At 38.8% G+C, this 26,223-nt stretch carries 18 protein-coding genes; 13 read left to right on the forward strand and 5 right to left on the reverse strand.

Annotated elements, in window-relative coordinates:
* Positions 1-9 precede the first annotated feature (9 nt).
* From ACFILU_RS00875 to ACFILU_RS00890, 4 genes are all read left to right on the forward strand, one after another.
* Complete coding sequence (locus tag ACFILU_RS00875; RefSeq protein ID WP_375674377.1) at positions 10-1,194, forward strand: COG4223 family protein; 1,185 nt, start codon at positions 10-12, stop codon at positions 1,192-1,194.
* Positions 1,195-1,205: 11 nt separating this feature from the next.
* A complete protein-coding gene (locus ACFILU_RS00880) occupies positions 1,206-2,765 on the forward strand; it encodes a heme biosynthesis protein HemY (RefSeq protein ID WP_375674378.1) in 1,560 nt (519 codons plus the stop codon).
* A 146-nt stretch (positions 2,766-2,911) separates the two neighbouring features.
* Complete coding sequence (locus tag ACFILU_RS00885) at positions 2,912-3,658, forward strand: glutamine amidotransferase (RefSeq protein WP_273790078.1); 747 nt, start codon at positions 2,912-2,914, stop codon at positions 3,656-3,658.
* A gap of 792 nt (positions 3,659-4,450) precedes the next feature.
* Positions 4,451-5,437 carry a DUF2125 domain-containing protein gene (locus ACFILU_RS00890; protein WP_375674379.1) on the forward strand — a complete coding sequence of 329 codons (987 nt, stop codon included), beginning with the start codon at positions 4,451-4,453 and terminating at the stop codon, positions 5,435-5,437.
* A 1,313-nt stretch (positions 5,438-6,750) separates the two neighbouring features.
* Here the strand turns inward: ACFILU_RS00890 and ACFILU_RS00895 are convergent.
* Positions 6,751-11,460, reverse strand: a complete 4,710-nt coding sequence (locus ACFILU_RS00895; protein WP_375674380.1) for an NAD-glutamate dehydrogenase — start codon at positions 11,458-11,460, stop codon at positions 6,751-6,753.
* A gap of 275 nt (positions 11,461-11,735) precedes the next feature.
* Here ACFILU_RS00895 and ACFILU_RS00900 point away from each other — a divergent pair, with 275 nt between their 5' ends.
* The 4 genes from ACFILU_RS00900 (at position 11,736) to rpsP (ending at position 14,936) form a co-directional block, all read left to right on the forward strand.
* Positions 11,736-12,392 (forward strand): carbonic anhydrase, encoded by a 657-nt coding sequence (locus ACFILU_RS00900; protein ID WP_273790076.1) that lies wholly within the window; start codon positions 11,736-11,738, stop codon positions 12,390-12,392.
* A 230-nt stretch (positions 12,393-12,622) separates the two neighbouring features.
* Positions 12,623-14,191, forward strand: a complete 1,569-nt coding sequence (gene ffh, locus ACFILU_RS00905; RefSeq protein WP_375664033.1) for a signal recognition particle protein — start codon at positions 12,623-12,625, stop codon at positions 14,189-14,191.
* Between the two features lie 24 nt (positions 14,192-14,215).
* A complete protein-coding gene (locus tag ACFILU_RS00910; RefSeq protein ID WP_273790075.1) occupies positions 14,216-14,545 on the forward strand; it encodes a chorismate mutase in 330 nt (109 codons plus the stop codon).
* A 16-nt stretch (positions 14,546-14,561) separates the two neighbouring features.
* Complete coding sequence (gene rpsP, locus ACFILU_RS00915) at positions 14,562-14,936, forward strand: 30S ribosomal protein S16 (protein WP_273787601.1); 375 nt, start codon at positions 14,562-14,564, stop codon at positions 14,934-14,936.
* 136 nt (positions 14,937-15,072) lie between these two features.
* Here rpsP and ACFILU_RS00920 read toward each other — a convergent pair whose 3' ends face one another.
* Positions 15,073-15,288, reverse strand: a complete 216-nt coding sequence (locus ACFILU_RS00920; protein WP_273790074.1) for a DUF1674 domain-containing protein — start codon at positions 15,286-15,288, stop codon at positions 15,073-15,075.
* A gap of 83 nt (positions 15,289-15,371) precedes the next feature.
* Between ACFILU_RS00920 and htpX the strand changes: the two genes are divergently transcribed.
* The 3 genes from htpX to ACFILU_RS00935 all read left to right on the forward strand — a co-directional run bounded on the left by htpX (position 15,372) and on the right by ACFILU_RS00935 (position 19,640).
* Complete coding sequence (gene htpX, locus ACFILU_RS00925) at positions 15,372-16,418, forward strand: zinc metalloprotease HtpX (protein ID WP_375674381.1); 1,047 nt, start codon at positions 15,372-15,374, stop codon at positions 16,416-16,418.
* Positions 16,419-16,465: 47 nt separating this feature from the next.
* Positions 16,466-17,830 carry an RsmB/NOP family class I SAM-dependent RNA methyltransferase gene (locus tag ACFILU_RS00930; protein WP_375674382.1) on the forward strand — a complete coding sequence of 455 codons (1,365 nt, stop codon included), beginning with the start codon at positions 16,466-16,468 and terminating at the stop codon, positions 17,828-17,830.
* A gap of 64 nt (positions 17,831-17,894) precedes the next feature.
* Positions 17,895-19,640 (forward strand): heparinase II/III family protein, encoded by a 1,746-nt coding sequence (locus tag ACFILU_RS00935; RefSeq protein ID WP_375630700.1) that lies wholly within the window; start codon positions 17,895-17,897, stop codon positions 19,638-19,640.
* A 914-nt stretch (positions 19,641-20,554) separates the two neighbouring features.
* Here ACFILU_RS00935 and ACFILU_RS00940 read toward each other — a convergent pair.
* From ACFILU_RS00940 to ACFILU_RS00950, 3 genes are all read right to left on the reverse strand, one after another.
* Entirely contained in the window at positions 20,555-20,707 is a 153-nt protein-coding gene (locus tag ACFILU_RS00940; RefSeq protein WP_273790070.1) for a DUF1127 domain-containing protein, read from the reverse strand.
* 339 nt (positions 20,708-21,046) lie between these two features.
* Entirely contained in the window at positions 21,047-22,666 is a 1,620-nt protein-coding gene (purH, locus tag ACFILU_RS00945; RefSeq protein ID WP_375674383.1) for a bifunctional phosphoribosylaminoimidazolecarboxamide formyltransferase/IMP cyclohydrolase, read from the reverse strand.
* Positions 22,667-23,384: 718 nt separating this feature from the next.
* Positions 23,385-24,167 carry an SURF1 family protein gene (locus tag ACFILU_RS00950; protein WP_375654306.1) on the reverse strand — a complete coding sequence of 261 codons (783 nt, stop codon included), beginning with the start codon at positions 24,165-24,167 and terminating at the stop codon, positions 23,385-23,387.
* 298 nt (positions 24,168-24,465) lie between these two features.
* On the opposite strand from ACFILU_RS00950, the gene rpmB reads away from it, so the two are divergent.
* The gene (gene rpmB / locus ACFILU_RS00955) at positions 24,466-24,783 is read left to right on the forward strand and encodes a 50S ribosomal protein L28 (protein ID WP_273787609.1); all 318 of its coding nucleotides are present in this window, start codon (positions 24,466-24,468) and stop codon (positions 24,781-24,783) included.
* A gap of 119 nt (positions 24,784-24,902) precedes the next feature.
* The gene (locus ACFILU_RS00960; protein WP_375674384.1) at positions 24,903-25,586 is read left to right on the forward strand and encodes a VUT family protein; all 684 of its coding nucleotides are present in this window, start codon (positions 24,903-24,905) and stop codon (positions 25,584-25,586) included.
* Positions 25,587-26,223 lie beyond the last annotated feature (637 nt).

A 26,223-nucleotide genomic window follows, 5' to 3' on the forward strand; every position in this document is an offset into this window, starting at 1 on the left:
GTGACAGAGATGGTCGATTCTTCAAAACCAAAAGTTAAACCACATTATGCTGGTACGCGCCGTAAGAAACCAGTTATTGAACATGAAGCTGTTCCCCATGATTCAGAGGAAAAAATCCACAATTCTGTAGAATCTCATGCGCGAGAAAAACAGAATATGCAAGGTCAGGATAAAAGTCCCTCTAGTACAACTTGGCTTTTCTTATCCCTTTCTGGGATTTTGGGAGGATTCATTGCTTTGGGAATTTTTATGGGGCTTCAATGGGCTGGTTTTTTTCCTTCTCCTTTTGTGGAAAATTCTGCTGGAGGAGAAAAAGCTTTGCAGATTGCTGAAGCCGCAAAAAGTCAAGGTGAAGACACAAAGGAACAATTGAGGCGGGTCTTTCAAGAAATCGATACGTTAAAAACAGAGTTTTCTTCTTTTTCATCACAACAGTTTAAAACAACGAAAAATGATGAACTATCGAAAGAAGAAAGCAAAAAAGCTTTTGCGATTTTAGAGGAAAAAGTAAAAGCTCTTGAAGAAACTGTACAAACTTTTGTTAGAGAGTCGAAAGAGATAGAGACGGCTTTGTCTGTTGGGCAGAGCAATGCAAATGATCTTGCTGCGTTAAAACAACAGTTAGAAGCACTACAGGAAGAAACTGCTGTTAAAAATAGTGAGAAAAGAGAAATAGATACCGCGCTTTTTACTGCAATTAGTTCATTAAAAAATGCTGTAGAGCGTGGTGGATCTTATAATAATGAATTAAAGCTGTTACAACAATTATCGCCTTCGATTAATGGACTTGATGTGTTGCAAAAAACAGCTACTGTGGGCCTTCCAAGTTCAGCACAACTTTCAGTTAATTTTTCTCATGTTGCCGATGCAATTGTTGGTACGCAAAATCTTGTTGCGTCAGATGCTGGTTTTTTTGACCGAATTTTAGCATGGATAAAAGGGCTCATTGTTTCGCGACCGATTGGAAATGTTGAAGGGACAACGCTGGGGGCTATTGCGGCGCGCATGGAAGTTGCCATTCAAGCTGGTGATTACGAAAAGGCTTTGAGCGAATGGCAATCATTGCCTCAAAGTGCAAAAGATGTTTCAATGGATTTTGTTAAGCAGCTTGAAAGACATATTGCTATTCAACAGTTGTTGCAGCAATTGTTATTGTCTGTGCAACAAGGATCTTTTAAAGCAACAAAGATGTAAATAGGCTCAAGATGATACGTGTTTTTATTTATATTTTTGTTGTTTGTATCCTCGGTTTAGCTTTCACGTGGGTTGCTAATCACAATGGTATTTTTGTTCTCACATTTTTGCATTTCAGATTTTCTGCTTCATTTCTTACAGTGTTAAGTGTACTTATTTTGTTTTTTATAACGCTGGTGCTTTTATGGTGGTTATTATCTTTCTTTTTTTCCATACCGAGTGCTCTTTCCAATTATTTTTATAAACGCCATCAAAAGCGTGGTTACGAAGCTCTTTCAAAGGGGATTCTTGCAACTTTTGCTGGTGATAGTATGGTTGCGCAAAAAATGGAAGAACGGGTTGCTAAATATCTTGCAGGAAAACAAGAGCCATTGGTAAAACTCTTACAAGCGCAAACCTTGTCTTTACAAAATGATTCTGTTCGCGCCATTGGTCTTTATGAAGAGATGAGAAAGGAAGATCCGACAAAACTGGTTGGACTTTATGGTTTGTTTCGTGAAGCAATGAAGAGTAAAGCTTATGAGGCAGCGCAACAATATGCCGAAGAGGCACTGACCTTATCGCCAGCACTTTTATGGGCGCATAAGGCGGTGCTTGATCGGTTAAGTGCTGAAGGTAAATGGGATAAGGCACTTACTGTTTTTGAAAGAACGCAAAAAGCTCTCCCGCGTTCTGCTCGCGCGACTCCAGAGCGGCAGCATATACAGGTTTTACTACTAAGTGGGCAGGCACTTTCTTTGTTTGATACACATCCTGTACAAGCACGTGAAGCCATTTTGAAAGCCCATAAATTGGCGCCTGATTTTGTTCCAATAATAGTTATTGCTGCTGATATTCTTTATAAGTTAAATGAAACGCGTAAAGCGGATAAAATGATTATAGCGGCTTGGCAAAAGAATCCTCATCCTGATTTGGGGGCGCTTTATCTTGAAAGAGAAGAAGGAGCCATTGGGCGATTGAAAAGGGCTAAGACACTTGCTTCTTATAATAAAGATGCATTTGAGTCGGCTTTCCTTATTGCTAAAGCAGCTTTGGATGCTGGTGAAACAGCATTAGCAAGAGAGAAGGCACAAAAAGCATTACAATGTCATCCACGGGAAAGTGTTTATTTATTGTTGGCAGATATTGAAGAGGCACAGGGAAACAATCAAGGTGCTGTGCGTCAATGGCTTTCTTTAGCACTTCGTGCTGAACGTGATCCAGTATGGATGTGTGATGGGTCCATTTTTTCTTCTTGGTCAGCGGTTTCTCCAATCAGTGGACGTTTGGGCTGTTTTGAATGGAAGGCGCCTCCCTGTATGCCTTCTCTCACATTAGAGGCGGACAATATTGTGCCGAAAAAGCAAGACAAAGAGTATGTTATGGGAAAAAGTGATGATGTTGAAGATAAGAAGCTTGAAAAATTAACACCTATAGATAATTCTCTTTTGCATAATGCGCAGGTGGAGAAACAAGATATAAAAGAACAAGATGTAAAAATGTTCAGTCAAATTCATTTAAATGTTGATGATCCAGGGGTTAAAATAGAAGAAGAAACATCTTTATCGAGGAAAAAGTTTCGTTTATTTTAAATTGCACCAATGTGATAATACGAATGTTTTCTCAGAAGAAACAATTGACCTAGAAGAAAAAATATCGTTAGTCTTTTCCAATAAAATTATTCTCTTATGCTTTAAAAATAAAGTTTTGCTTGGTAGCAGAGGTGATTGGTTAAAAAATGTTTTTAAATCAGAGATGTCTTGATAAAAAACAAAAAAATAACAAACCAAGGATTGCTGTCGTTATTCATCGGCGGTCTACCTATACTGGTCGTTTGGGAAAATTTTTACAACAAAAAGGTTTTGTTCTTGATATTTATCGTCCTATTTTTGGACAAAAACTCCCTGATACATTAGAGCATTATGCCGGTGTTGTTATTTTAGGGGGGCCGATGAGTGTGAATGACAGCGAAGCTTATATTGGTGAGGAAATTGATTGGATTTCGTTATCACTAAAGGAAAATAAGCCTTTTTTGGGTATTTGTCTTGGAGCACAAATGTTAGCGCGAAATCTAGGGGGGCGCGTTGGTACAAGAAGTGATGGGACTGTTGAAGTCGGCTGGTATCCACTAGAAGCAACCCCACAAGGGAAGGAATTGATGAATTGGCCAGAAATGGTCTACCATTTCCATGATGAAGGTATTTATGATTTACCGAAAGAGGCAATGCTTTTGGCAACAGGGAATACATATCCTACACAAGCTTTTCGTTATGGAAACAATGCATGGGGCTTGCAGTTTCATGCTGAGTTTACACGCGCTATGATGCGGCGTTTGGTCGTGCGTTCGGCACATAAATTGACTGAAAAAGGTGCTCAACCTGCTTGTGCACATTTGAAAGGTCGTTTAATCTATGATCGAGCTTTGAGCCAATGGTTTGAAAGCGCATTACACCAGATTTTTTGTACACCGCCCGTACTTGTGTGATTATTGACAACGCATTTATTTATATAGGTAATTCACTGTTTTGCATATTGAATGAGAACCCCGAATATCGTAAGGTTTTCTCATTCCAAACCTGTGTATGTTGACTCAATAAAAACCTCTTGCTTGCTGTCACAAGTAGGGCAGGCGTGTGGGCAAAAACTGTATAAGAAAAGACTAAAAATGCTTCTTATGAACTGTCTTAAGTGCCAAGGGCTATCGCAAAATTGTGGGGGTAGCCAAATATAATGATGGTGCTGGCTTTGCTCCTCAATAAGCGTAAAGATGGGGGTGCTCAATGGTTTTATCGTTAAGAAACACTATTCATTATCATTTTTTTTGTGCTGTAAAACAGTATGGTTTAAGGCAGAGGTAGAAAATCTATGTAAAACTTTACACATGAGGTGTTTTTTGTTAAAGGGTGTAGGTTTTTTAAGAAAATCTTGTTTGTTGAGCTTATGAGATACTGTACTTTAGAACGATGTATAGGGACTTCTTGAAGTGACCAGTAGATAAAATCCGGTCGATTAAGAAGTTGGATTGTGTATAAACTGACCGTGGTTGGGAATCTTTATCCTTTTTAGGGTGGGGAGGAAGTTAAGAGATAAAGAAAGTTTGAATATTGTCTAAATCCTTTCAAATACCATCATCACAAAAAAGTTTTTCTTTGAGTTATTTAATTTGTGGGCTCTTTTGTCTTGCTTTGGTATTTATTTATAGCGCGCTCTGGTTTTTTTTTCACGTAAAATAGAAGACTATGTTTCTGATATATTCACAAAAATATCTTCCCATAATATGGCGGCGGTATGTGAGAATGTGCACAAGGATGGTTATCCTTTACGTGTCGGTGTTGTTTGTGACAAGTTTCAATTTTCTTGGCCTTTACATGGGGTTTCTTTATCGACGGGGCGTTTGACAGCTGGTGCACCAATTTATGCACCTCATTTGGTCGAGTTTAATGTTCATTCCCCTGCATTAATTGTTTTTTCTGGAAAAACTTCCATAGTATCCAGTTGGCGCAATTTGATGATTGAAACAGAACCTTATTGGAAAACGGGTAAGACATTGAAGTTTATAGCTGAAGGGCTTGAGATTTCACCTTTTTCTTCTTCCCTTGAAGGTCAAAAGCTTCAAGAAGCGTTAGGAGCACAAACGACAGATAAAAAAACGACACAAGAAAATATTGAAGATCAGGCATCTTTGCAAAATACGCATAACGTGATTATTCAGCCGTTAGAGCCAAAAGAAGCTTCCCAAAAAATAACGGCAGAATTTTTTCGACTTGATCTTAAACATGAAAAGAATGATTTATCGGGACATATAACTTTTGACGGTTTTGATGCTTCTCCCTTTTTAAAATCTTCTTTTGTTGATATTCCTAAAATTGATGGCAATTTGAGATGGATTTTAAATGATGCCTCTCTTCTGTTTGAACATGAAGAAAAAAATTGGCAACAGCGATTGTATGGAAAAAGTGGACTTTTAAAGCAAGGTGAATTGACTTTTCATACAGGTGGTGCAGTGCGTATTAGTGGACCTTTTTCTTTTGATGATGAAGGATATTTGACAGCAAAATTTGAACTTGTCCTTATTCAGTCTATGAAGCTTCTTGACACTCTGCAGCGCTTATTTCCCACGCAAACCAATAATCTTCAAGCGTTATTTTTTATTTTAGGTGCTTTGCCTAAAAATGCGGACGGCGCTCCCGTTCTTTCCTTGCTCATTAACAATGGGTGGGTAAAATTAGGCTTTTTAAAACTTGGTCGTCTTGCTCCGCTTTAGGTGTTGTACCAAAGCCTTTTTTAATTTTTACCACAAAATTTCGATTTTTTCTGATTTTCATACTTTTTTGCAATTTTAGAGTGTCAAAATCTATTTTAACAAAATGCGTATTTAATGGTAAAAAAAAATAGCTATAAAAATAAAAAATTACCACCTACTCCTAATTCGTCCAACCTCTTTTCACTTAGTACAAAATCTTATATCAAACTACATATAGTAACAGTGTTTGTATGGAAAAAGTGGCATTTTAAAGTATGCTGAATTGCTTTTTTATACAGGTGGTGTGGTGCTTGTTAGGAACCTTTTTCTTTATATATGGAATGAGTATATTTTGCATATATCTGTTTGGGAGTAACCTCTTAAAACAAGTAAATAGTCTAGTTGGAGGAGAATATGAAGTTGTAAAGGGAAAAATCAACATCCATTTTTACTGTCATTTTTTATTCGATTTTACGCATTTCAAAAGCAGTTAAAGTTATATTTTTTAAATGATGGATTAAGCTTATCCTTTTATTTCTGATGTTTTTTAATGAAGCCATATGTCTTCCACGTAAAACAGAATATATTTGTATTGCATATTTACGCATTTGTTAAAAAAATATTTCTCAGTGCTTCTTATTTTACGATGTCGCCTATGAATGGTATAACGATAGAGCCATTAAGGGCTACCATCTTTTCGGTTATGGAGTAATAAGCTGGGGCAACACCATCATATTATATTTGCTAACTCCCAATGTTACTGCGGATTTTGGCATTTGAGGCGGTTTATGAGGGGCATTTTTAGTCTTTTCTTTACTGTTTTTATCTATTCGGCTTTCCCATTTGCAATATGCAAGGGGAAATGGGGTTAATTGATTGAATATAAACAGATTTTAAATGAGACAAATTTAGAATATCGGATTATCAGTTATCATAAAAATGATAAAATTATGATTGTAAATCAATATATTATATTTTTATGATGAAGGATATTTGACAGTAAAATCTGAATTTATTTTTTATTTTGAGTGCTCTGTCTAAAAATGCAGGATAGGGCTTTCGTTCTTCCCTTGCTGATTAGTCATGGATGGATAGAACGGAGCAAAAGCTTAGCTGTTTTGTACTGCTTTTAAGTCTGAAAGTTTATGTTTTTAGGGTGAGAAATCAATCCTGGTGTTTTTTTTTGAAATTGTTGCAAACAATTCTATTGTGATAAATAGCGAGATTTTTATTGTTGGTGTTATGTCTAAAATGCAAACTTCTGCTCTGTCTTAGTTGGTTTGTCGTGGTGGTGGGATAGAACGGGAGATTGAGTGGGTCGTTTTGTATTTGCTTTAGGTTTGAAAGCCAATATTTTGAAGTTGAGAAATCAATCCTGCTGCAAAAGTAAAACGAGAAATATTGAGATCATTTTCAATAAGGGCGCTAATGCGGTTTGTAATGTTGTGAATATGATCTTCTTCTGTTTTTTTCCAAGTGTCAAAAGGATCTTTTTTCTTTCCATAATTTTTGAGGATTTTCATAACGATTTGCCGAAAGCTTTCAGAAACATTTTCTTTGGCTTGGCTTAAAGCCATACTATCATAATAATCTACTACAGGAATTATACGACTTGCTTCGTTAATGCGGTTTATACGAATGATTTGCGCAAGTGAAAAGTAGATCTCTGCGGTTTTAATAAGATCACTGTTGCTTTTTTTTGCAATTAAAGAAATATCACAGATTGTTGAAGCAGCTTCCAAGAGGGCTAATTGTTTTGCCAATGCTTTTGGTGCTCCCTCTTCGCTGTAGTGTAATGCTTTTTCTTCAATCTTTTGCTTAATATCGTTGCCGTGAGAATGCATAAGCTCTTTTTCAATAACGCTACGGGCTTGCTTTATTGTTTTTACAATTTCTTCTAATGGACGTGAGAGATCTATGTTGTGCAAACCCCAATTGGTTGTTTCAAAGAGCATTGGGGTCATTGCTGCGTAGAATTTATTTTGGACAAGACCGGGTATTTTATTATCAAGCTTATCAATTTGCTCAGACAATTGAGGAATTTCAAAACCATCGCGGATGGCAATGAAAACGCGAATAATATTTTCAGTCTTTTGTTCTGTTGCATCGTGTAGTCTATTAACAAAAGTGGGGCCTCCACGATTTACAATATCGTTGGCAATCAGCGTTGCGATAATATTACGACGCAATTGATGGTTAATAACTTCCTTCTTAAAATTTTCTTGAATTTGGGTTGGAAAATAGTTCAGCAAGGTTGTATTGAAATAGTGATCATCAACAATGGGGCTATTAGCAATTTCTTCTTTTAAGGTCAATTTAGCATATGCAAAAATAACGGCGAGTTCTGGACGGAGAAGACCTTTGCCTTGGGGTGTTCTTTGTCGTAAAATTTGCTCATCAGGGAGTATTTCAACTCTGCGATCTAGAAGCTTTTTTTGTTCCAAGTCGTGCATAAAGCGTATTTGATAAGGCAAATCAGCAGTGCTCTGGTTTTCCGCCAAAGAAAGCGCAAGAGGTTGTAGATAATTGTTGCGCAAGACGAGTTGCTCGACTTGAGGCGTCATTTTTTTCAAGAGCTTATTGCGATCTTCGCGGGTTAACGTTTTGGCACGTAGTGCTGATGCAAGAACAATTTTGAGATTGACCTCAATATCAGAACAATTCACACCAGCAGAATTGTCAATGGCATCCGTATTGCATCGACCACCATTTGAGACATATTCAATTCGTCCACGTTGTGTAACACCAAGATTAGCCCCTTCGCCAATAATTTTTGCACGCACTTGTTCTCCGGTAATGCGTATTGCATCATTTGCACGATCACCTACTTGGGTATCGTTTTCTGTTGCAGCACGGATATAAGTACCAATGCCACCGAACCATAAAAGATCAACAGGGGCTTTGAGAAGAGCAGAGATAATTTCAAAGGGTGTTCCTGTTTGTTTTTCGAAACCAATGGCTTGTGCTGCTTCAGGTGAGAGAGTAATGGTTTTTTCTTTTCGTGAGAAGATACCACCGCCCTTTGATAATTTTGTTTTATCGTAATCCTGCCAGCTTGAGCGAGGCAGTTTGAAGAGACGCGTACGCTCTGCATAGCTTTCGTCTATGTTCGGATCTGGATCAATAAAAATATCGCGGTGATCAAAAGCGGCAATCAATTTTGTTTGTTTGGAAAGCAGCATTCCATTGCCAAAGACATCACCAGACATATCGCCAACACCGACACAGGTGAAGGGCGTTGTTTGAATATCGTGATTAAATGATTCTCTAAAATGTCTTTTGACGGCTTCCCATGCACCTTTAGCTGTAATACCAATGTCTTTGTGGTCGTAACCTGCTGAGCCTCCAGAGGCAAAAGCATCATCGAGCCAAAAGTGATTTGCTTGGCTGATGGCGTTGGCTGTATCAGAAAAAGTTGCTGTTCCTTTGTCTGCCGCGACAACAAAATAGGGGTCAGGGTCATCATGACAGATGACATTGTGGGGAGAACTTATTTTGCCGTTAATCAGATTGTCTGTGATGGAGAGCAAAGCTGTGATAAAGTCTGTATAAGCTTGTCGTGCTGCTTCTATGATGACAGCACGGTCATTTGTTTGGGGAAGCCGATGGGGATAGAAGCCACCTTTTGCACCTGCAGGAACGATAACTGCATTTTTAACTTGTTGGGCTTTGACTAAGCTAAGCACTTCGGTGCGATAATCTAATGCACGGTCAGACCAACGAATGCCGCCACGAGCGATAGGTCCAAAACGCAAATGGACCCCTTCAACTTCTGGTCCATAAACAAAAATTTCTCGGTAAGGGCGCGGTTCAGGCAAACCTTCAATCTGGCGTGGATTTAATTTGGTGGCTAAAATACGCCGTGGATTTCCATCAGGAAGAGGCGTAAAGGCATTCGTTCGTAAACTCGCCTCAATAAGGTTACAATAACGGCGTAAGATCAGATCATCATCTAAACCAGAGACTTTCCGTAATTTTTCTTCAATGCGCTTTTGAATGACTTGTTGGTTTTTTTCCCGTTCTTTTTCTGTATGGCTTTGATGAAATTTTAAATGAAATAAAGCATAAAGATCTTGGGTAATGTCAGGATAAGCATTTAAAGTTTGGGCAACGCGATCTTGCGAATAAGGAATTCCAGCTTGTTGGAGATAGCGCCCATAGTGGCGCAAAATAACAATTTCATGCCAATCAAGCTCAGCTGTTTGTGTGAGAGCATTAAAGCCGTCATTATCAGCATTTTGTGCCCAAATGGCTTCAAAGGTTTCGGCGTGTTTTTGCCCGTCTTTTTCAAAATCGATACAGCGCTGGAAAGTACTTTCCAGCTGCATATCATGAAGATACACAGAGCGCCCATTGCCATCTGGTAATTCAAGGGTTTGTTCAGCAATAACGCGAAACCCCATATTTTCAAGGAGTGGTACACGTTTGGAAAGGGCAAGAGCTTCATGGCGGTGAAAAAGCCGAAGAGAAATGTACTGTTTTTCTTTGTTTTGTGCGTGATAAAAGATCACGAAAAGGGGCTTTTCATCATGAAGACTTAGAATATGTCCGGCATCGTTAATAGCGTCTTCAGCTGAAAATAAATCACGATAGCTGTTGGGGAATTCACTGGCTAGACGTGTTTGTTGCTCTGTTATTTTCTGGGTAAGAGCGATGGCTTGAACCCTGTCTTCCCAACTTCGTGCAATCGAACGTACATGTTGTTCAAGTGTGGAACGCTCATGAAGGGGAACAGTTTCGTTTCCTTTGCGATGGATGATATAATAGACACGTATAAGGGTGCTTTCCAAAAATAGCGGATAAGATTCAAAAAAGTCACCTTTATAAAGCTCAACAAAATGTTCGCCAACTTTTTCACGCAAGCTGCTGCTATATTGGTCACGCGGTACGTAGACAAGGATAGAAACAAAGCGTCCAAAAGAATCAGTGTGGGCAAGAACCCGTAAACGTGGGCGCTCATCTAATTGTAGAATAAGCTTAGTGTTTTCTGTCAATGTATCAACATCAGAGCGAAACATTTCATCTCTTGGATAGGTTTCTAAAGCACTGATGAGTGCTTTTCCTGAATAATCGGCGTGATTGTGTCCAAGACGTTGAATAATAGTTCGGGCTTTTTCTTTTAAGAAAGGAATTTGCAAAATAGAACGTGTATAAGCTGAGGAGGTAAAAAGCCCTACAATGCGTAATTCTCCACAGAGTTGGTTTTCTTTATCAAAGATTTTAAGACCAATATAATCGAGCCAAACAGAACGGTGAATTTTGGAGCGGCTGTTCGCTTTTGTCACGATAAACAGATTATCGCTTTCCATGAAGGATAAAACTTCTTGAGGAGGTTCTTTCATGCTTTTATCGTCAACAATATGAATAGAAGCATCCGTGAGTATACCAAGTTCAATATTACTGGCTGTAAAGGATTTTAGGGGTTTTTGGTCTTTGATGAAGTTGTAAGTGCGCATACCAAGGAAAATGAAATTATCGTCCATTAGCCAGTGAAGAAATTCAATAGCTTTTTCGCCTTCTTGTTTGTAGTGTGGGGGAAGACTTATTTGGTAGGCATGAATCTGCTTTTCAACTTCTTCAAGCATAGGTTTCCAGTCTTGTACAGCAGCATTAACTTGTTCAAGAACTAAGGTGAGTTCATTTTCAAGTTTTTGTATTTGCTGTTTGTTTAATGACTCGATGTGAATTTGCATCAGACTGATGCGTTTTCCAGAAGCACAATCAATAATGGGGTGTGCAATCAAATAGATATGGTTTTTGTGTTGATTAAAAACATTTAAAATAGAATCGAGAAGAAAGGGTTTGTTATCATTGACAAGCGTGATAACGGTTATAGGTCTGTTACTACGGGTTAAATTTTGCTCAAAGCAGATGGTATTTTTTCCCGTCTGATGGAGATTAAAAGCTTGTACCGCGATGGCTGTGGCTTTTTGAAGTTCTTCATTTTCATAATAAGCAATATCTTCTTTATCGGTTTGGGCAAAAAGGATTTGTTCTATTTTATCTTGGGTGTTTTTTGTCTCTGTTTTTTTTTGTTGCAACACATTCACTCTCCCTTTTTGCTCTTAAGGAGTCTTTTCTTCTCTTTTTAAAAGCAGACCATTATATTTTTTATATACTGTAACACCTTCTTTCTAAAGAAAATAGCTCTTTATTTGGAAAGAATGAGTTTGTTTTTGCTATTTTTTAGTAATATTTTGCACTTTAAAGAAATATTTTGCTTCAAGGAAAGGGCACTTTTAGTATTTTTGTATGTTAATAGTTTGTTTTTTAAAATATACAAAATGAAAGTAAAAAAAGAAGCAAAAGTAAAGAGAGAATGGCGCGTTTACCAGAAAGACTTTTAAGTGGTTACCAAAACTTTATAAACAATCATTTTTTATATAAAATAGCAGATTATCAGCAATTGGCGATTGAGGGGCAGAAACCTGAAGTTTTGGTCATTGCTTGTTGTGATTCGCGTGCAGTACCAGAAATGATTTTTGATGCTAAGCCAGGGGAAATTTTCACCCTGCGCAACGTGGCGAATGTGGTTCCTCCTTTTTCTCCTGATGACCAATATCACGCAACATCAGCAGCTCTTGAATATGCTGTGCAATTGCTTGAGGTGAGACATATTGTCGTTTTTGGTCATGCCCATTGTGGAGGCATTCGTACTGCTCTTAATGAGACATATAAATCTTTATTATCAAATGATTTTATCGGTCAATGGATAAGTCTCTTAGCACCAGCAGCAGAAATCGTTTTGAATAATAAGTCGTTGTCTTGGCCAGAAAAACAGACGGCATTAGAGCAGCTTTCTATTCGCCATTCGTTGAGAAATTTAGAGACGTTTCCGTGGATTAAGCTTCGCAAAGATCAAGGTTTTTTGACATTGCATGGGGTTTGGTTTGATATCTCTAGCGGAAAATTATGGAGCATGGAACAGGAAACAGGTTGTTTTATGCGTGTTGAAGTTGAAAGTTTTGAAGTATAGTATTTGTTGTTTTTATTTCTTCGTATAAAAAGATATTTTATGATAAAACTTGACAAAGCTGGGGTTTTATTGTTTGAAGGAGCAAGCTTTCAGTGACAAAATTAACTTGGAGCCACCGACTGAGACCCCAGTTTAAGGGTATAAAGAGATCTCAGAGGTCAACATCCGACGGCGCGATGCGTTCTCGGATGCTATTTTGGTTTGTTTGTTATGCAACAATGAGGTAAATGATGTTTGAATCCTTGCAAGAGCGACTTGGTTCTATCCTGTCTCATTTGACGGGACGTGGCGCTTTATCGGATCAGGATGTTGTAGAGGCGCTGCGTGAAATTCGTCGCGCTTTATTGGAAGCTGATGTTGCTCTTGATGTTGTGCGCTCTTTTACCGATAGAGTTCGGGAAAAAGCTGTTGGGGCCGAAATCGTTAAATCAATTAAACCAGGCCAAATGGTGGTTAAAATTGTTCATGATGAATTGGTTCATATTCTTGGAAATGAAAGCGTTCTGAGTGATTTAAATGCACCAGCTCCAGTTGTTATCATGATGACTGGTTTGCAAGGTTCCGGAAAAACAACTACAACAGCAAAGCTTGCAAAACGTTTTACTGATAAGCACAATAAAAAAGTTCTCATGGCGTCATTAGATACACGCCGTCCCGCTGCACAGGAGCAATTGCGCCAATTGGGAGAGCAGGCAAAACTTGCAAGCTTGCCTATTATTGCGGGTCAGCTGCCCGTTGATATTGCATCACGTGCCGTGCAGGCTGCTAAATTAGGTGGTTATGACGTGCTTCTTCTTGACACAGCAGGACGTAATCATATTGATGAAGCTTTGATGCTCGAATTGGCTGAAATTAAAGCATGTTCCCTTCCTCATGAGATTATGTTGGTGGCTGATAGTTTGACGGGGCAAGATGCCGTTCATCTTGCTCGTTCTTTTGATGAGCGTGTAGGGATTACGGGGATTATTTTAACACGTATGGATAGTGATGGGCGTGGTGGCGCTGCTCTTTCTATGCGTGCTGTTACAGGTAAACCAATTAAAGCAATTGGAACTGGTGAAAAAATAGATGCTTTAGAAGAATTTCATCCCAGTCGTATTGCTGATCGTATTCTCGGAATGGGGGATATTGTTTCTTTGGTTGAAAAAGCTGCTGAAACAATGGATCATGAGAAAGCTGCTGCTTTTGCAAAAAAAATGCAAGCCGGAAAATTTGATCTGAATGATCTTGCAGAACAGTTGCAGAAAATGAAAAAACTGGGTGGAATGGGCGGTATTATGGGCATGTTGCCAGGAATGGGGAAAGTCAAAGAGCAGATTGCGGCTGCGGGGTTTGATGATCGTTTGTTTGATCGTCAATTGGCCATTATTTCATCTATGACACCCAAAGAGCGGGCGAATCCAGAGCTTTTAAAACATAGCCGCAAACAACGAATTGCTAAGGGGTCTGGTACGACGGCGGCTGATATTAATAAACTTTTGAAGATTTATCGCCAAATGGCTGATATGATGAAAGCCATGGGTGGTAAAGGAAAAAGTGGTTTTATGGGAAAGATGTTGGGAGGCCTTGGTTCCAAAATGGGTTTTGGTGGTATGGGAAACTTGGGAGGGGATTCTCCAGCTATGCCGGATTTGTCGGGATTGGATCCAAAGCAATTCTCAACGCTTCAAAAGCAAATTGAAAATGGTAATGGAGGGAAGCTCTTGCCCGGACTTCCCAAGCGTGGACCTACTTTTCCTGGTCTTTCCAATGGCATTGTCGATGGGGGAAATTTTCCTCAGCATCCTAAGAAAAAATAAGATGTAAAGAGGGAAAGGAATATAATGCAGGAAACAGTATTAAACGAATTGGCACATTTACGAGCATCCATTGATAATTTTGATGCAACTTTGATTCATATCTTAGCAGAGCGGTTTCGTTGTACGAAAGCTGTTGGGCGCTTAAAAGCGCGTTATGATTTGCCTAAAGTAGATCCTCTGCGTGAGCAATATCAGGTAGCGCGTTTGCGGCAATTGGCTATGGATAGTGATCTTGATCCTGATTTTGCTGAAAGATTTTTAAAATTTATTATTAAAGAAGTTGTGAGTCATCATGAAGTTATTGCTGAAGAGCAAAAAACAAAAAAAGTCAATTTAAACGAAAGCCAGAGCTGACAATAGGAGATAAAATATGGCATTGAAAATTCGTTTGTCCCGTGGAGGTTCAAAAAAACGTCCTTACTATCATATCGTCGTTGCAGATGTTCGTAGTCCGCGCGATGGGCGGTTTCTTGAACGTGTTGGTGCATGGGATCCAATGTTGCCTAAAGATGGACCGAGGGTGAAACTTAATGAAGAACGTATCCAATATTGGCTTGGGCAAGGGGCTCAACCAACAGATCGCGTTTTACGGTTTTTAGATGCAGCTGGCTTGAAAAAGCGTCCAACTCGTAATAATCCACATAAAGGTGAACCGGGTAAAAAAGCACAAGAACGTATAGCAGCAGCAAAGCAAGCAGCAGAAGAAGCAGCGGCAGCGGCTGAAGCAGAATCTGCTTCAGCATAAGAAGCATGATTGTTTAATCAATGTGTTTTTAAAAGCTTTAGAAAAATAAATATTATCCGTTTTTGTCTATCAAAAACGGATTTTCATTAAAAAGCTGCTTGTTTAAATTGCGCCGTTTTTTTTTAAATCAATGGTTTTAAAAATCAATGGCGCGGCCTTTAATTTCCCAGTCTCCATAGCGGGAAGGGTCTTTGCCGCCGCGTCCGCCGTTTTCTAAAGGTTGTTCTTTTTTTGCTGCGCGTTTTCGTCTTTCTTCAGCTTCTTTAAGGGCGCGTTGTGCTGCGGGAGAAAGAGATTGCTGTTTAACGACAGTTGCATTTTTTTTGCTTGTTTTCTCATCTTTTTTATTCATTTTACACCTATTCCATTGAAGAAGCAGAAAGAAAACACCATCATATAGTATTGATTGACTTTTATCATGGAGTTTTTTGAGTAATGAATATAATGCGTACAGCTATGCTTTTGGCTTTTTTAACTGCTCTCTTTATGGGAGTTGGTTATCTTGTTGGAGGGGGCGGTGGCATGGTCATTGCTCTTTTGATGGCAAGTGGTTTAAACTTTTTTTCTTATTGGAATTCAGATAAAATCGTTTTACGCATGTACGGGGCGCGTGAAGTTGATCAGCATTCAGCACCAGTTTATTATAAGATTGTAAGCGATTTAGCACAAAAGGCTTCTCTTCCTCAACCAAAGGTTTATGTTATTGAGAATGCACAGCCAAATGCTTTTGCAACGGGACGTAATCCGCAAAATGCAGCTGTTGCTGCAAGTACTGGGTTGTTAGAGCGGTTAAGCGCTGAGGAAATTGCTGGCGTTATGGCGCATGAGCTCGCACATATTGAGCATCGTGATACGTTAACAATGACTCTAACCGCAACGATTGCAGGGGCAATTTCAATGCTTGGTAATTTTGCTTTCTTTATGGGAGGGCAGCGTAACTCTTCAGAAGATTCTCATGGCGCTGGGGCAATTGGAGGATTTATTGCATTGCTCGTGGCGCCTTTTGCAGCGATGCTGGTGCAAATGGCGATTAGCCGTACACGGGAATATGCTGCGGATCGGAGAGGGGCTGAAATATGTGGTAATCCTTTATGGTTGGCTTCGGCATTGCGTAAGATTGCTGATGGGGGACGTGGGGTATATAATGAAGAAGCAGAGCATAATCCAGCAACCGCGCATCTGTTTATTATTAGTCCTTTGAGCGGTGAGGGAGCGGATAGTCTTTTTTCGACACATCCAGCAACTGCAAATCGTATTGCTGCTCTTTATCAGCAAGCAGAAGAGATGAAAGGGGCTCTTGCTAAAAGTGTGGGATGGAATAAAGAAGACGCTATACATGAAAAAAGCAGCGGGATGAACTATGGAGATTTTCATAGTGGTCAGACTCATGCATTAGGTGAGAAAGAAAATAGTTCTTTTCAGCGTGTTACAAAACGTCCTTCTTGGCTTCGTTATGAAAATTCAAAAAGATCTCGTTCATAGAATTATTGAGGGAGCTCTTGAGAAAACTGTGATATAAAGGTGGTGGTTTGAAACACAAAAAAGCGGGGCATGTGTCTGAAAAAAATGTTCCAGGATTAGCTGTTCGACAGGTGTGTGTGCGTCTTTTGGGGGCGGTAGGTGATAAGTACACGCCTCTGTCTGGTTTGACGGATAATGAACACGGACATCCACAATATTTGAAGCTTTCACAACGAGATCGTTTGTTATGTCGGGCTGTTTTAACAGCTTCATTGCGTCATCGAGGGCAGATTATGGCGGCTCTCTCACGCTTTTTGGCGCGTCCTTTGCCTTCACAAGCACTTTCACTTCAGCATCTTTTGCATATCAGTGTTGCACAAATTCTTTATCTTGATATTCCCGATCATGCGGCTATTGATTTAGCTGTGCGTGTGGCGAAACTTGATCCTCGAATGCGCCGTTTTTCAGGGGTGGTGAATGCTCTTTTGCGCAATGTTGCACGTGAGGCAGAGCCTTTACGTCAACAAGTTCCTACCATTGAAGGTGTGCCAGCGTGGTTTGGACAGCTTTTAATATCAGCTTATGGAACAGAAAAGGCACATCAGATTATCGCAATTCAAAGTGTGGAACCTCCTTTCGATTTGACAGTGAAATCTGATAGTGGTGGATGGGCTGAAAGGCTTGGCGGTGTGGTATTGCCCAATGGTTCTGTTCGATTGAAGCGTCTGGAGTGTTCTGTTTCTGATTTACCAGGCTATCGTGAAGGGTCTTGGTGGGTCCAAGATTTTGCAGCAGCTTTGCCTGCTTGTTTACTTGGGAGTATTGAGGGTAAACGCGTTGCTGATCTTTGTGCGAGCCCTGGGGGAAAAACAGCACAATTGGCTTTGCAAGGGGCAGAGGTGACAGCAATTGAGCTTTCTGCTAACCGCGTAAAGCGTTTAAAAGAAAATATGGAACGGCTTCATTTTTCAGTTCACATTTGGCAGGGCGATGTGAGAAATTTCTATCCCACACAGCTTTTTGATGCAGTTCTTCTTGATGCTCCTTGTTCTTCTACAGGAACAATCCGTCGTCATCCGGATATTTTATGGACGAAATCGAGGGAAGATATCGTCAAGTTAGTGGCGTTGCAATATGATTTGCTTGTCGCAGCAATTTCTTTGGTAAAGGAGGGGGGACGGATTGTTTTTTCCAATTGTTCATTGGCAAGAGAAGAAGGTGAAGATCTTATTGAAAAAATTTTATCGACACGCAATGACATTGTTTTAGACCCTATTTATCCAGAGGAAATGGGAGCACTGGAACATTTGCTTTGTGGGGGGATGTTACGGACAACGCCTGCGGATTTTTGTCATAAAAATTTTGATGCTGAGAAAACCGTATTTTTAGGAATGGATGGTTTTTTTGCTGCGCGCTTACGAAAAATTGCTTAATTAACGCTTCATTTACAAAAATGGTCGAAATTGTATTTGATTCAGCATAAATGGAGATAAAATTTTGGCGGTTGCGGTAAAAGCTCCTCAGGTAAAAGTGGCAGCCTGTATCGATACGATACAGAATGTTATGCGGCGTTTATGGGTTGGACCATTGTTTCGTTGGCGGTTTTCAGGGTTTCGTCCTCATAAAATTTTAGCGCATCCCATGGATTTGCATGTAGCTGATCCGATGATGGCGCATGAATTTTATCATGGTCGTTTTGCTTTTGCTGGTCACATTGTTCATTCTGGTGCTGTTTCTCCGTTTTCATTGGTTCCACCAACGCTAGAATGGGAAGCGGCTCTACATGATTTTCATTGGTTGCGCCATATGGAGGCAGCAGGAAGTGATTTAGCTTCTGCACATGCACGCTCTCTTTTAGAAGACTGGTTTGACCATGCTGGTAAGAAGGTAAAAGGGCTTGCTTGGAGTGATCCTGTTGTGGCGCGGCGCTTGATTTCATGGATTTGTCATTCGAAAATGTTGTTAGAAGGGGCAAGTGAACGGTTTGAAAAACGCTTTTTACGTGCACTTGGTTTGCAATTTCGTTATTTGCGCGTAACAATTTGTAGTATGGAGCACAATGATCAACGTTTACAAGCAGCAGTGGCTTTGACATTCGCATCTCTTGCTTTGCCTGTTTCAGCGGCAGTGAAAAAAAAGGTACAAACCACACTTATAGAGGAGCTTTCCCGTCAAATCCTAGTTGATGGTGGGCATATTTCCCGTAGTCCTGTTATTTTGCTGAATTTGTTATCGGATTTATTGTCGTTACGGCATCTTTTTATGCGTAGCAATGAAACAGCACCCCGTATTTTGATTGATTCTGTTGAGCGTATGTTGCCAGCTTTACGATTCTTTATCCATGAGGATCAAACGTTGGCCCATTTTAATGGGGTTGGTCCCCTTGTATCGGAACGGTTATCATCACTTTTGGAGCTTGATGAAACAGGAGGACATCCTTTTAGTTATGCCCGTTATTCAGGATTTCAGCGCTTAAAAGCCAATCAAACAACAGTGCTTGCAGATACAGGAAAGTTTCCACCCCGCTCTGTAGCACAGCAGGCTTGTTCGGGGTGTTTGTCTTTTGAAATGTCTTCACAAGGGCACCGTTTTATTATCAATACCGGTGTTAATCCTGATGGGCGGGAAGATTATCGACATTTAGGGCGTGTTACTGCAGCACATTCAACAGCTACGCTTAATGATTGTTCAGTGGGTGCTTTTTATCATAAAAAGAAAAATGGCGCGCCATTTTTGTTTGATGGACCAACAGATGTTCAAGTGTGCCGTATAGAGGATTCAGAGAAGACGGGTTTTATTGCGAGTCATAATGGTTATATGCGACCCTTTAATCTTATTCATGAGCGTGGTCTTATTTTGGCGACAAATGGAGATATGATTGAGGGTTTTGATCGCTTTTTTATGCCCAATAAAGGGGGAAAGAGACACAAGAGTGTGCAAAATGAAAAAAATCATGTTGCTGTTCGGTTTCATCTTCATCCACAAGTTGAAGTTAACTATGATGGCGAACGTGTGTGTTTAGCCGTAAAGAATGAGAACGTGAAGAGCGAACAAGTATGGTATTTTATATCGCCTGACGCAGATATTTGTCTTGAAGATTCGATTGATTTTGCAGAATTAACAGGTCCACAACGGACACAACAGATTGTTTTATATTTTCGTCCAGCATTTCAGGAAAAAGTTCGTTGGCGTTTTATCCGTAAAGCGTTTGATAAAAAATTAGAACATTATTCCAACCCATAGTATATTGCGTTTTATCTTGCGTGTCGCAAAACATTATCGTTTATTGTAGTAATATTCTCAAAATTTGAAGATCATATCAATTTTATACATGAAGAGTTTTGTTAGAGTATGGGGTGGATGTTTTTAGGCAAGGTTTGCTCATAGAATCTCATGAGGTGATGCTAAAAGGGATTGGCTCCAGAAAAAAAGTTTTTTGAAAGACCATTGTTGACAGATGAGTACTAGTTAAAGATTTTAATCCTTTAAAGATATGGAGAGAAAATTAAGCTGTTGCTTATCTTCGATAAGTTTTTAAGTGTGCTGTTGGGATCAATATTTATCTCTGAGAGAGTTGCATTAATAGGGCTACACTCCTCACGAAAAACAGAGCACTATTGTATTGTATATTCACGGACTTATTTTAAAGAAAAATCCCTTAACGCTTCCAAGCTTATTTTGCGACGATGCCCGTGATGGGTATAACGGTAAATCCATTAAGCACCCCCCATCTTTACGCTTATGAAGGAGCAGTTCGGCACTATCACACCATTTATCAGTGCCCAATGTTTGTAACAGTTCTTGGCACTAGAGATGGTTCATAAGAGGCATTTTTAGCCTTTTTTTAATAGTTTTTATCTACACAGGATTCCTCATGTGTAACGTGCAGGCGAATGGTTTTGGTTGATTCAACATACATAGATTTGAAATGGAAGAATCTCACGGTATTCGGAGTTCTAATTCAATATGAATAACGCTAAATTATCATTATAAATCAAATGTTGTATATCACAGAAACACTGAGAATTTGAGAAACAATACACAGCAATGGCTGAGAAAAACAACTCTTCTGCTCTTAAAAATGAAGGCGTAATAACAAATCACAAAATGCACGCTTTTTCATCGCAAAGCATTCTCTCAAATATCTCAAACAACTTTCATAAAGATTTACGCGAATAACGTCGTGCAATTGAATCAATATCACCTCGACAAATTCCAAGATCGCTGAGTTCATATGTTGAAAGACGACTTAACGCATTAACGGTTCGACGATAACGGCGCCAATTACTATAAAAACGTAGAATATTCATATCCTCTACTCAAACTTTTCATTACACTCTTTAGTTTAAGAATAGAGCATATTACTAAAAAGAGTTGTGTTATAATATCATAACAGGTATGCATCTACATACAAGATAACATCCCTTTAACATTTTCCTCATGTGAAAGGGCAACCATTAAAAATATCAACAAGAACAATATTCTTTCCCTAAACAATGGCTAAATTATGTGCATTTTCTTCGGTGATAAACTTCTTCACGTGTAGATTCTTTGGATTGAATAACTGCTTCCATTTCAATAGTTATACGATGATTATAAAAAATTCCTTGAAACATTTGTCTCATACGAAGAGGGAATCAGCAAAATTATTAATGTCGGAAGTGTCGTGTTCCTGTAAAAACCATTGCTAAACCCTGTGCATCAGCAGCGGCGATAACTTCTTCATCACGCATGGAGCCTCCTGGTTGAATAATTGCTGTTGCCCCTGCTTCAGCTGCTGCTAATAAACCATCTGCAAAAGGAAAAAATGCATCTGATGCAACAACAGATCCTTTTGTAAGGGTTTCTGTTAAGCCTGCTCTTTGCGCACTTTCTGCTGCTTTACTTGCAGCAATTTTTGCTGAATCGATGCGGCTCATTTGTCCGGCTCCAATTCCAACTGTTGCGCTATTTTTCGCGTACACAATAGCATTTGATTTAACGTGTTTTGCTACACGAAAAGCAAATTGAAGATCACGCATTTCATCTTGAGTTGGTGCCCGCTTTGTCACTACTTGCAATTTAAGATCATCAACCACCACGTTATCACGTGATTGCACTAAAATGCCTCCTGCAAGTGTTTTCGCAAGAAGTCCTCCACAGCGTGGATCAGGAACTCCACCTGTAATGAGCAAACGAAGATTTTTTTTCTGGGCAATAATTTCACGTGCCGCCATTGTGGCATCAGGAGCAATAATCACTTCTGTGAAAATTTTAACAATTTCTTCAGCACATTCCTCATCAAGGGTTTGATTTAAAGCAACAATTCCACCAAATGCCGATACATTATCACACATAAGAGCTTTCAAATAAGCGTCTTTCAAATTTTTTCCTTCCGCAACACCACAAGGATTGGCATGTTTAATAAGAGCGACAGCAGCGGTTTTTTGCGGATCAAATTCTGCCACAAGCTCAAAGGCTGCATCTGTATCATTCAGATTGTTATAAGAAAGCGCTTTGCCTTGTAAAAGTTTTGCTGTTGCAATACCAAAACGTTTTTCATTATTGCGATAAAATGCTGCCTGTTGATGTGGATTTTCCCCATAGCGCATAACACTTTCAAGATGACCGAAAAAACTCTGCCATGATGGAATTTCAATTTTTAAATCCCGTGCAAACCACGTTGCTATTGCCGTATCATAAGCAGCGGTGTGTGCATAAGCGCGCATTGCTAGCTGATGACGCATAGATAAGCTTAAACATCCATTATGCTGCTTTAATTCAGCTAGAATCGAATCATAATCTTTTATCGCTGTTACAACACCGGTATAAGCATAATTTTTTGCCGCGGCGCGAATCATCGCCGGTCCACCGATATCAATATTTTCAAGAATCGTTTGCCCATCGGCTCCCGATAGGATCGTCTCTTCAAAAGGGTAAAGATTCACCACCAAAAGATCAATTCCATGAATGCTGTTCTTTTCCATAGCTTCCCTATGGCTAGGATCTTCTCTTACCCCTAACAAAGCACCATGAATCAAAGGATGGAGTGTTTTTAAACGCCCATCCATTATTTCAGGAAATCCGGTAACTTCAGCAACATCTTTTACGGGTAAACCAGCTGCTATGAGGGTTTTTGCTGTTCCTCCTGTTGAAATTAATTCAACATTGTAAGTAGCATGAAGGGCTTGTGCAAAAGCAACCACACCCGTTTTATCAGACACAGAAAAGAGAACACGACGAACCCGATGAAGATCAGGTATGGGAAAATTTTTGGCAACAACACCCATAACAGAAGCCTTAAAAATGAAAGAGTTAAAATTCTAGTAAAACACGCTTATACGTTTATAGCATAAGCCTTTAGCAAAATACACTGAAAGGATAAACTGTCTTTTTAGAATATAGGATGCTCACCTTTTTCTATTATCCTGTAAAAACCTCTCATTTGAGGTGCGGTGATAGGTATAAAAGTCGCGTTGAGAAATTAAATGTTTTTTTTGTTGCTTATAACTCAACATCTCATCTTCATAGCAGTTGTGAAACAAAAAATGCCTCCGTATGTTCTCTGCTATATTAGCTTTTATACTATATGAAGGCGAAAGTATTGCGTATATCAATTGGAATAATCTCTGAAATGGGAAACAATCTAATGAAACAAGAATATAAAATTATAAAGGCAAAAATGAGTGCCTATCTTTCCTATCATTTTTAAATTTGGCTTTATGTTTTTCAAAAGCGTTTATGACAATGTTTTTAAGAGTGAATTTTTTATAGAGTGGAGATAATGCATTGCTTCACATTTTTGGGCATTACATTTTTAATGAATAAACCCTCGTTTTATGATGATTTTTTAAAGAGTGTCGCGTAAATCTTTTGTGAATGGTATAAAGATCTATTGTATGCCTATGATCTTTATTTAACAAAGGTGAAAGTTGGTAGATTTTATTCTCTTTATCAGTTTTCAAGATTCTAAAAATTTTTGTTACTTGAGATGGAAGAGGTATTTTTTTAGTTTTTTTGCCGTAGCAGAAAAAGAAAACCTCCTAACACACCAGCAGCTAAAATAAACCACGTGATTGCATAAACGAGATGATTATTTCGAAAATGAATAATCGTAAGACCAACGACGGGAAGGTTTGCTTGTGGAGATGTTTTTCTGGCATCAATGAAATAAGGAGCAACAGTGGACAAACCAAGTTTTTGTGCCATAGCGGGGAGATCGCGCGTATACCATAAATTTTTGTCAGGATTATTTTTACGCGGGAAAAATCCATTTTTTTCACTCATGCGTAATAAACCTATAATCATTGTTTGTTCTGTGTCCGTGGTAGAATTTTGCTGAGATGAGGCATTTGTATGCGATTTCTCTGAGTTTTGAAAATTATTACGTTCATCCATGGGGATAAAGCCACGGTTGATAAAGATCAGTGTATTATCAGCAGTTTGTAAAGGAGTCAAAACCCAATAGCCTGTAGTATTTTGAGCGGCAGCAGTGACTAAAATATTTTTATCTGTTAAAAATTTTCCTGTGATAACAACAGGTTGATATTCATATTTTTCAAAAGTAACATCTGACCATTGATTTTTTTTGGGGGCTTTAATGGGGGGTAAATGAATGCGCTGATTAGCACTGGTGATAAGATTTGTTTTCCAGTTTAACCGTTGTACTTGCCATATACCTAATGCACTGAAGAGAAGAAAAAAACAAATACATAAAGTTCCAAATAAAAAAGAAGAAAAACGGCAAGAATTTCCCTGAAGCTTTGTCATGGGGGGCTCTTTTTTGCTCATGATTTATGCTTCCTTTCGGGACAATAGGCTTTTATTCTAACATGGTATATATTTAAAAAAAAACATTTTGTACGCTTTTTGGCGGAATTTGCACGTCTTATTGAGGAAAAAGATGAAAAATGAGCCAACAAGAGATGAAAAAGGTTTTATAAAAGACTTGACCTTTTGTTGTCGACCCCCTATTAGAAAGAAACTTCCCAATGATGCCCGTTCAAGGTTGCATTGCGCGTGTTTTGCGTTCATTGTGTCCTTTGGGTATGGGGATTTGAAAGTTTCTTAGAGTTTAAGGGTGAAGTTTATGTCTCGTGCATGTGAATTGACAGGGAAAACGGTTCTGTATGGTAATAATGTTAGCCATGCGAATAATAAGACACGGCGTCGTTTTTTACCAAATCTTTGCAATGTGACATTGATTTCAGAGGTGTTACAGCAAAGTTATCGCTTGCGTATTTCAGCAAGTGCATTGCGTTCTGTTGAGCATCGTGGTGGCCTTGATGGTTTTTTAGTTAAAGCAGATGATAAAGAGTTGTCGCAACGTGCGCGTTTGCTAAAACGCCAAATCATTAAGAAAAAAGCTGAGCAAGAAGGTGAGCAAAAGGCTGAACAAGCAGCGTAATTGTTAGCGCTATTCTTTTTGGTTTATTAACGCTTTGATTTCGGTTTTCTGTTCTAGAAGTTAAGTTTTTTGCAGGTTGATCGTTTCATTTTATTGGTTCCATATCCCAGGTTAAAAAAATGTCTTCAAGCGGTCCTTTATTAGAACAGCAAAAGAAAAGGTATGTTGTTTTTTCTATTTTTGCAATGTGCCTTGCTGTTACGGCTTCTAATATTTTGGTTCAATATCCTGTCTATTGGTTTGATTTAAATGAGCTGTTGACTTATGGGGCTTTTACCTATCCATTTGCTTTTCTGATCAATGATTTAACCAATCGTTTTTATGGTCCATCTGCGGCGCGGCGTGTGGTTTATGCTGGTTTTTTTGCGGGGGTCTTTGTTTCTTGGATATTGGCGACACCACGGCTTGCCCTTGCTTCTAGTTTTGCATTTTTATTTGGGCAACTCCTTGATATTGTTGTTTTTACTCCTTTACGACGTAAAACATGGTGGAAAGCACCTTTAGCAGCAGCGTTGGTTGGTTCAGCTTTGGATACAGTGCTGTTTTTTGCTCTTGCTTTTTCTAGCTCGTTTGCTGTTCTTGATAAGATAACAGGGTATGCTGATAGTGCACTGGTGGAGAGTACTGTTTTGGGAGGGATAGGCATGCCAGTTTGGCTATCGCTTGCTTTTGGTGATTTTTCGGTAAAAATTATTATGAGCCTGTTGATGTTGATTCCTTATGGGACAATTCTTAATATTGTAAAGCTTCCTCTTTATCAAAGTCATTCAAAGGATGATTCTTCTTTTGTTTGTCACAAATAATGATTTTTGTCTTTTTTTTTCATGAAGCCAAGAAAATTGTACGCTATGCTTGGTGTGGCACGTTATTTATAATGGATACTTTATCATTTGCCAACTTAAGTAAGAGCTCCAACACAAAACGCGTTTTTTATTTCAAAATTCTCTTGTGAGGAAAAGATAAAGTCATTTGTTTGAGAAGGGGCTAAATATACTTTTTACAAATGATTAAATGTGACAGAAATTGCAACTGATGTTTATTAATAGATTGATTTAAAATGATAACTTATATTTTTTATTTGAGTGAAAGAGCTCAATATCATAAAATTTTACGCGTTTTAAATACTCTTATATTGAGTTAATAAAAATCATTTGCTTGCCTATGTTATAAGAGGAATTGGCGTGCGGACAACGTCATTTGAGAAAGCAATACTCTTATGAAGAGCTTTAATGTAATAGAAGTGCAATATTAGGCGCTGGAAGTATATTGATTTATCTTAAAAACATTGGAAGCTTGAAAGTAGGATTTTGCTTTTGGCTTGTAGCTTGTAAAGTAAAGGATGATTCTGGATTTTGCATTATGCCATATATGGGCGCTGTCGTGAAATAAGCTTGGAAGCAAGGAAGAATGTTTCTTTAAAGTAGGAGTGCGGATAAGATA

Source organism: Bartonella sp. CL100XZDX, assembly GCF_042195375.1.
Lineage (GTDB): Bacteria > Pseudomonadota > Alphaproteobacteria > Rhizobiales > Rhizobiaceae > Bartonella.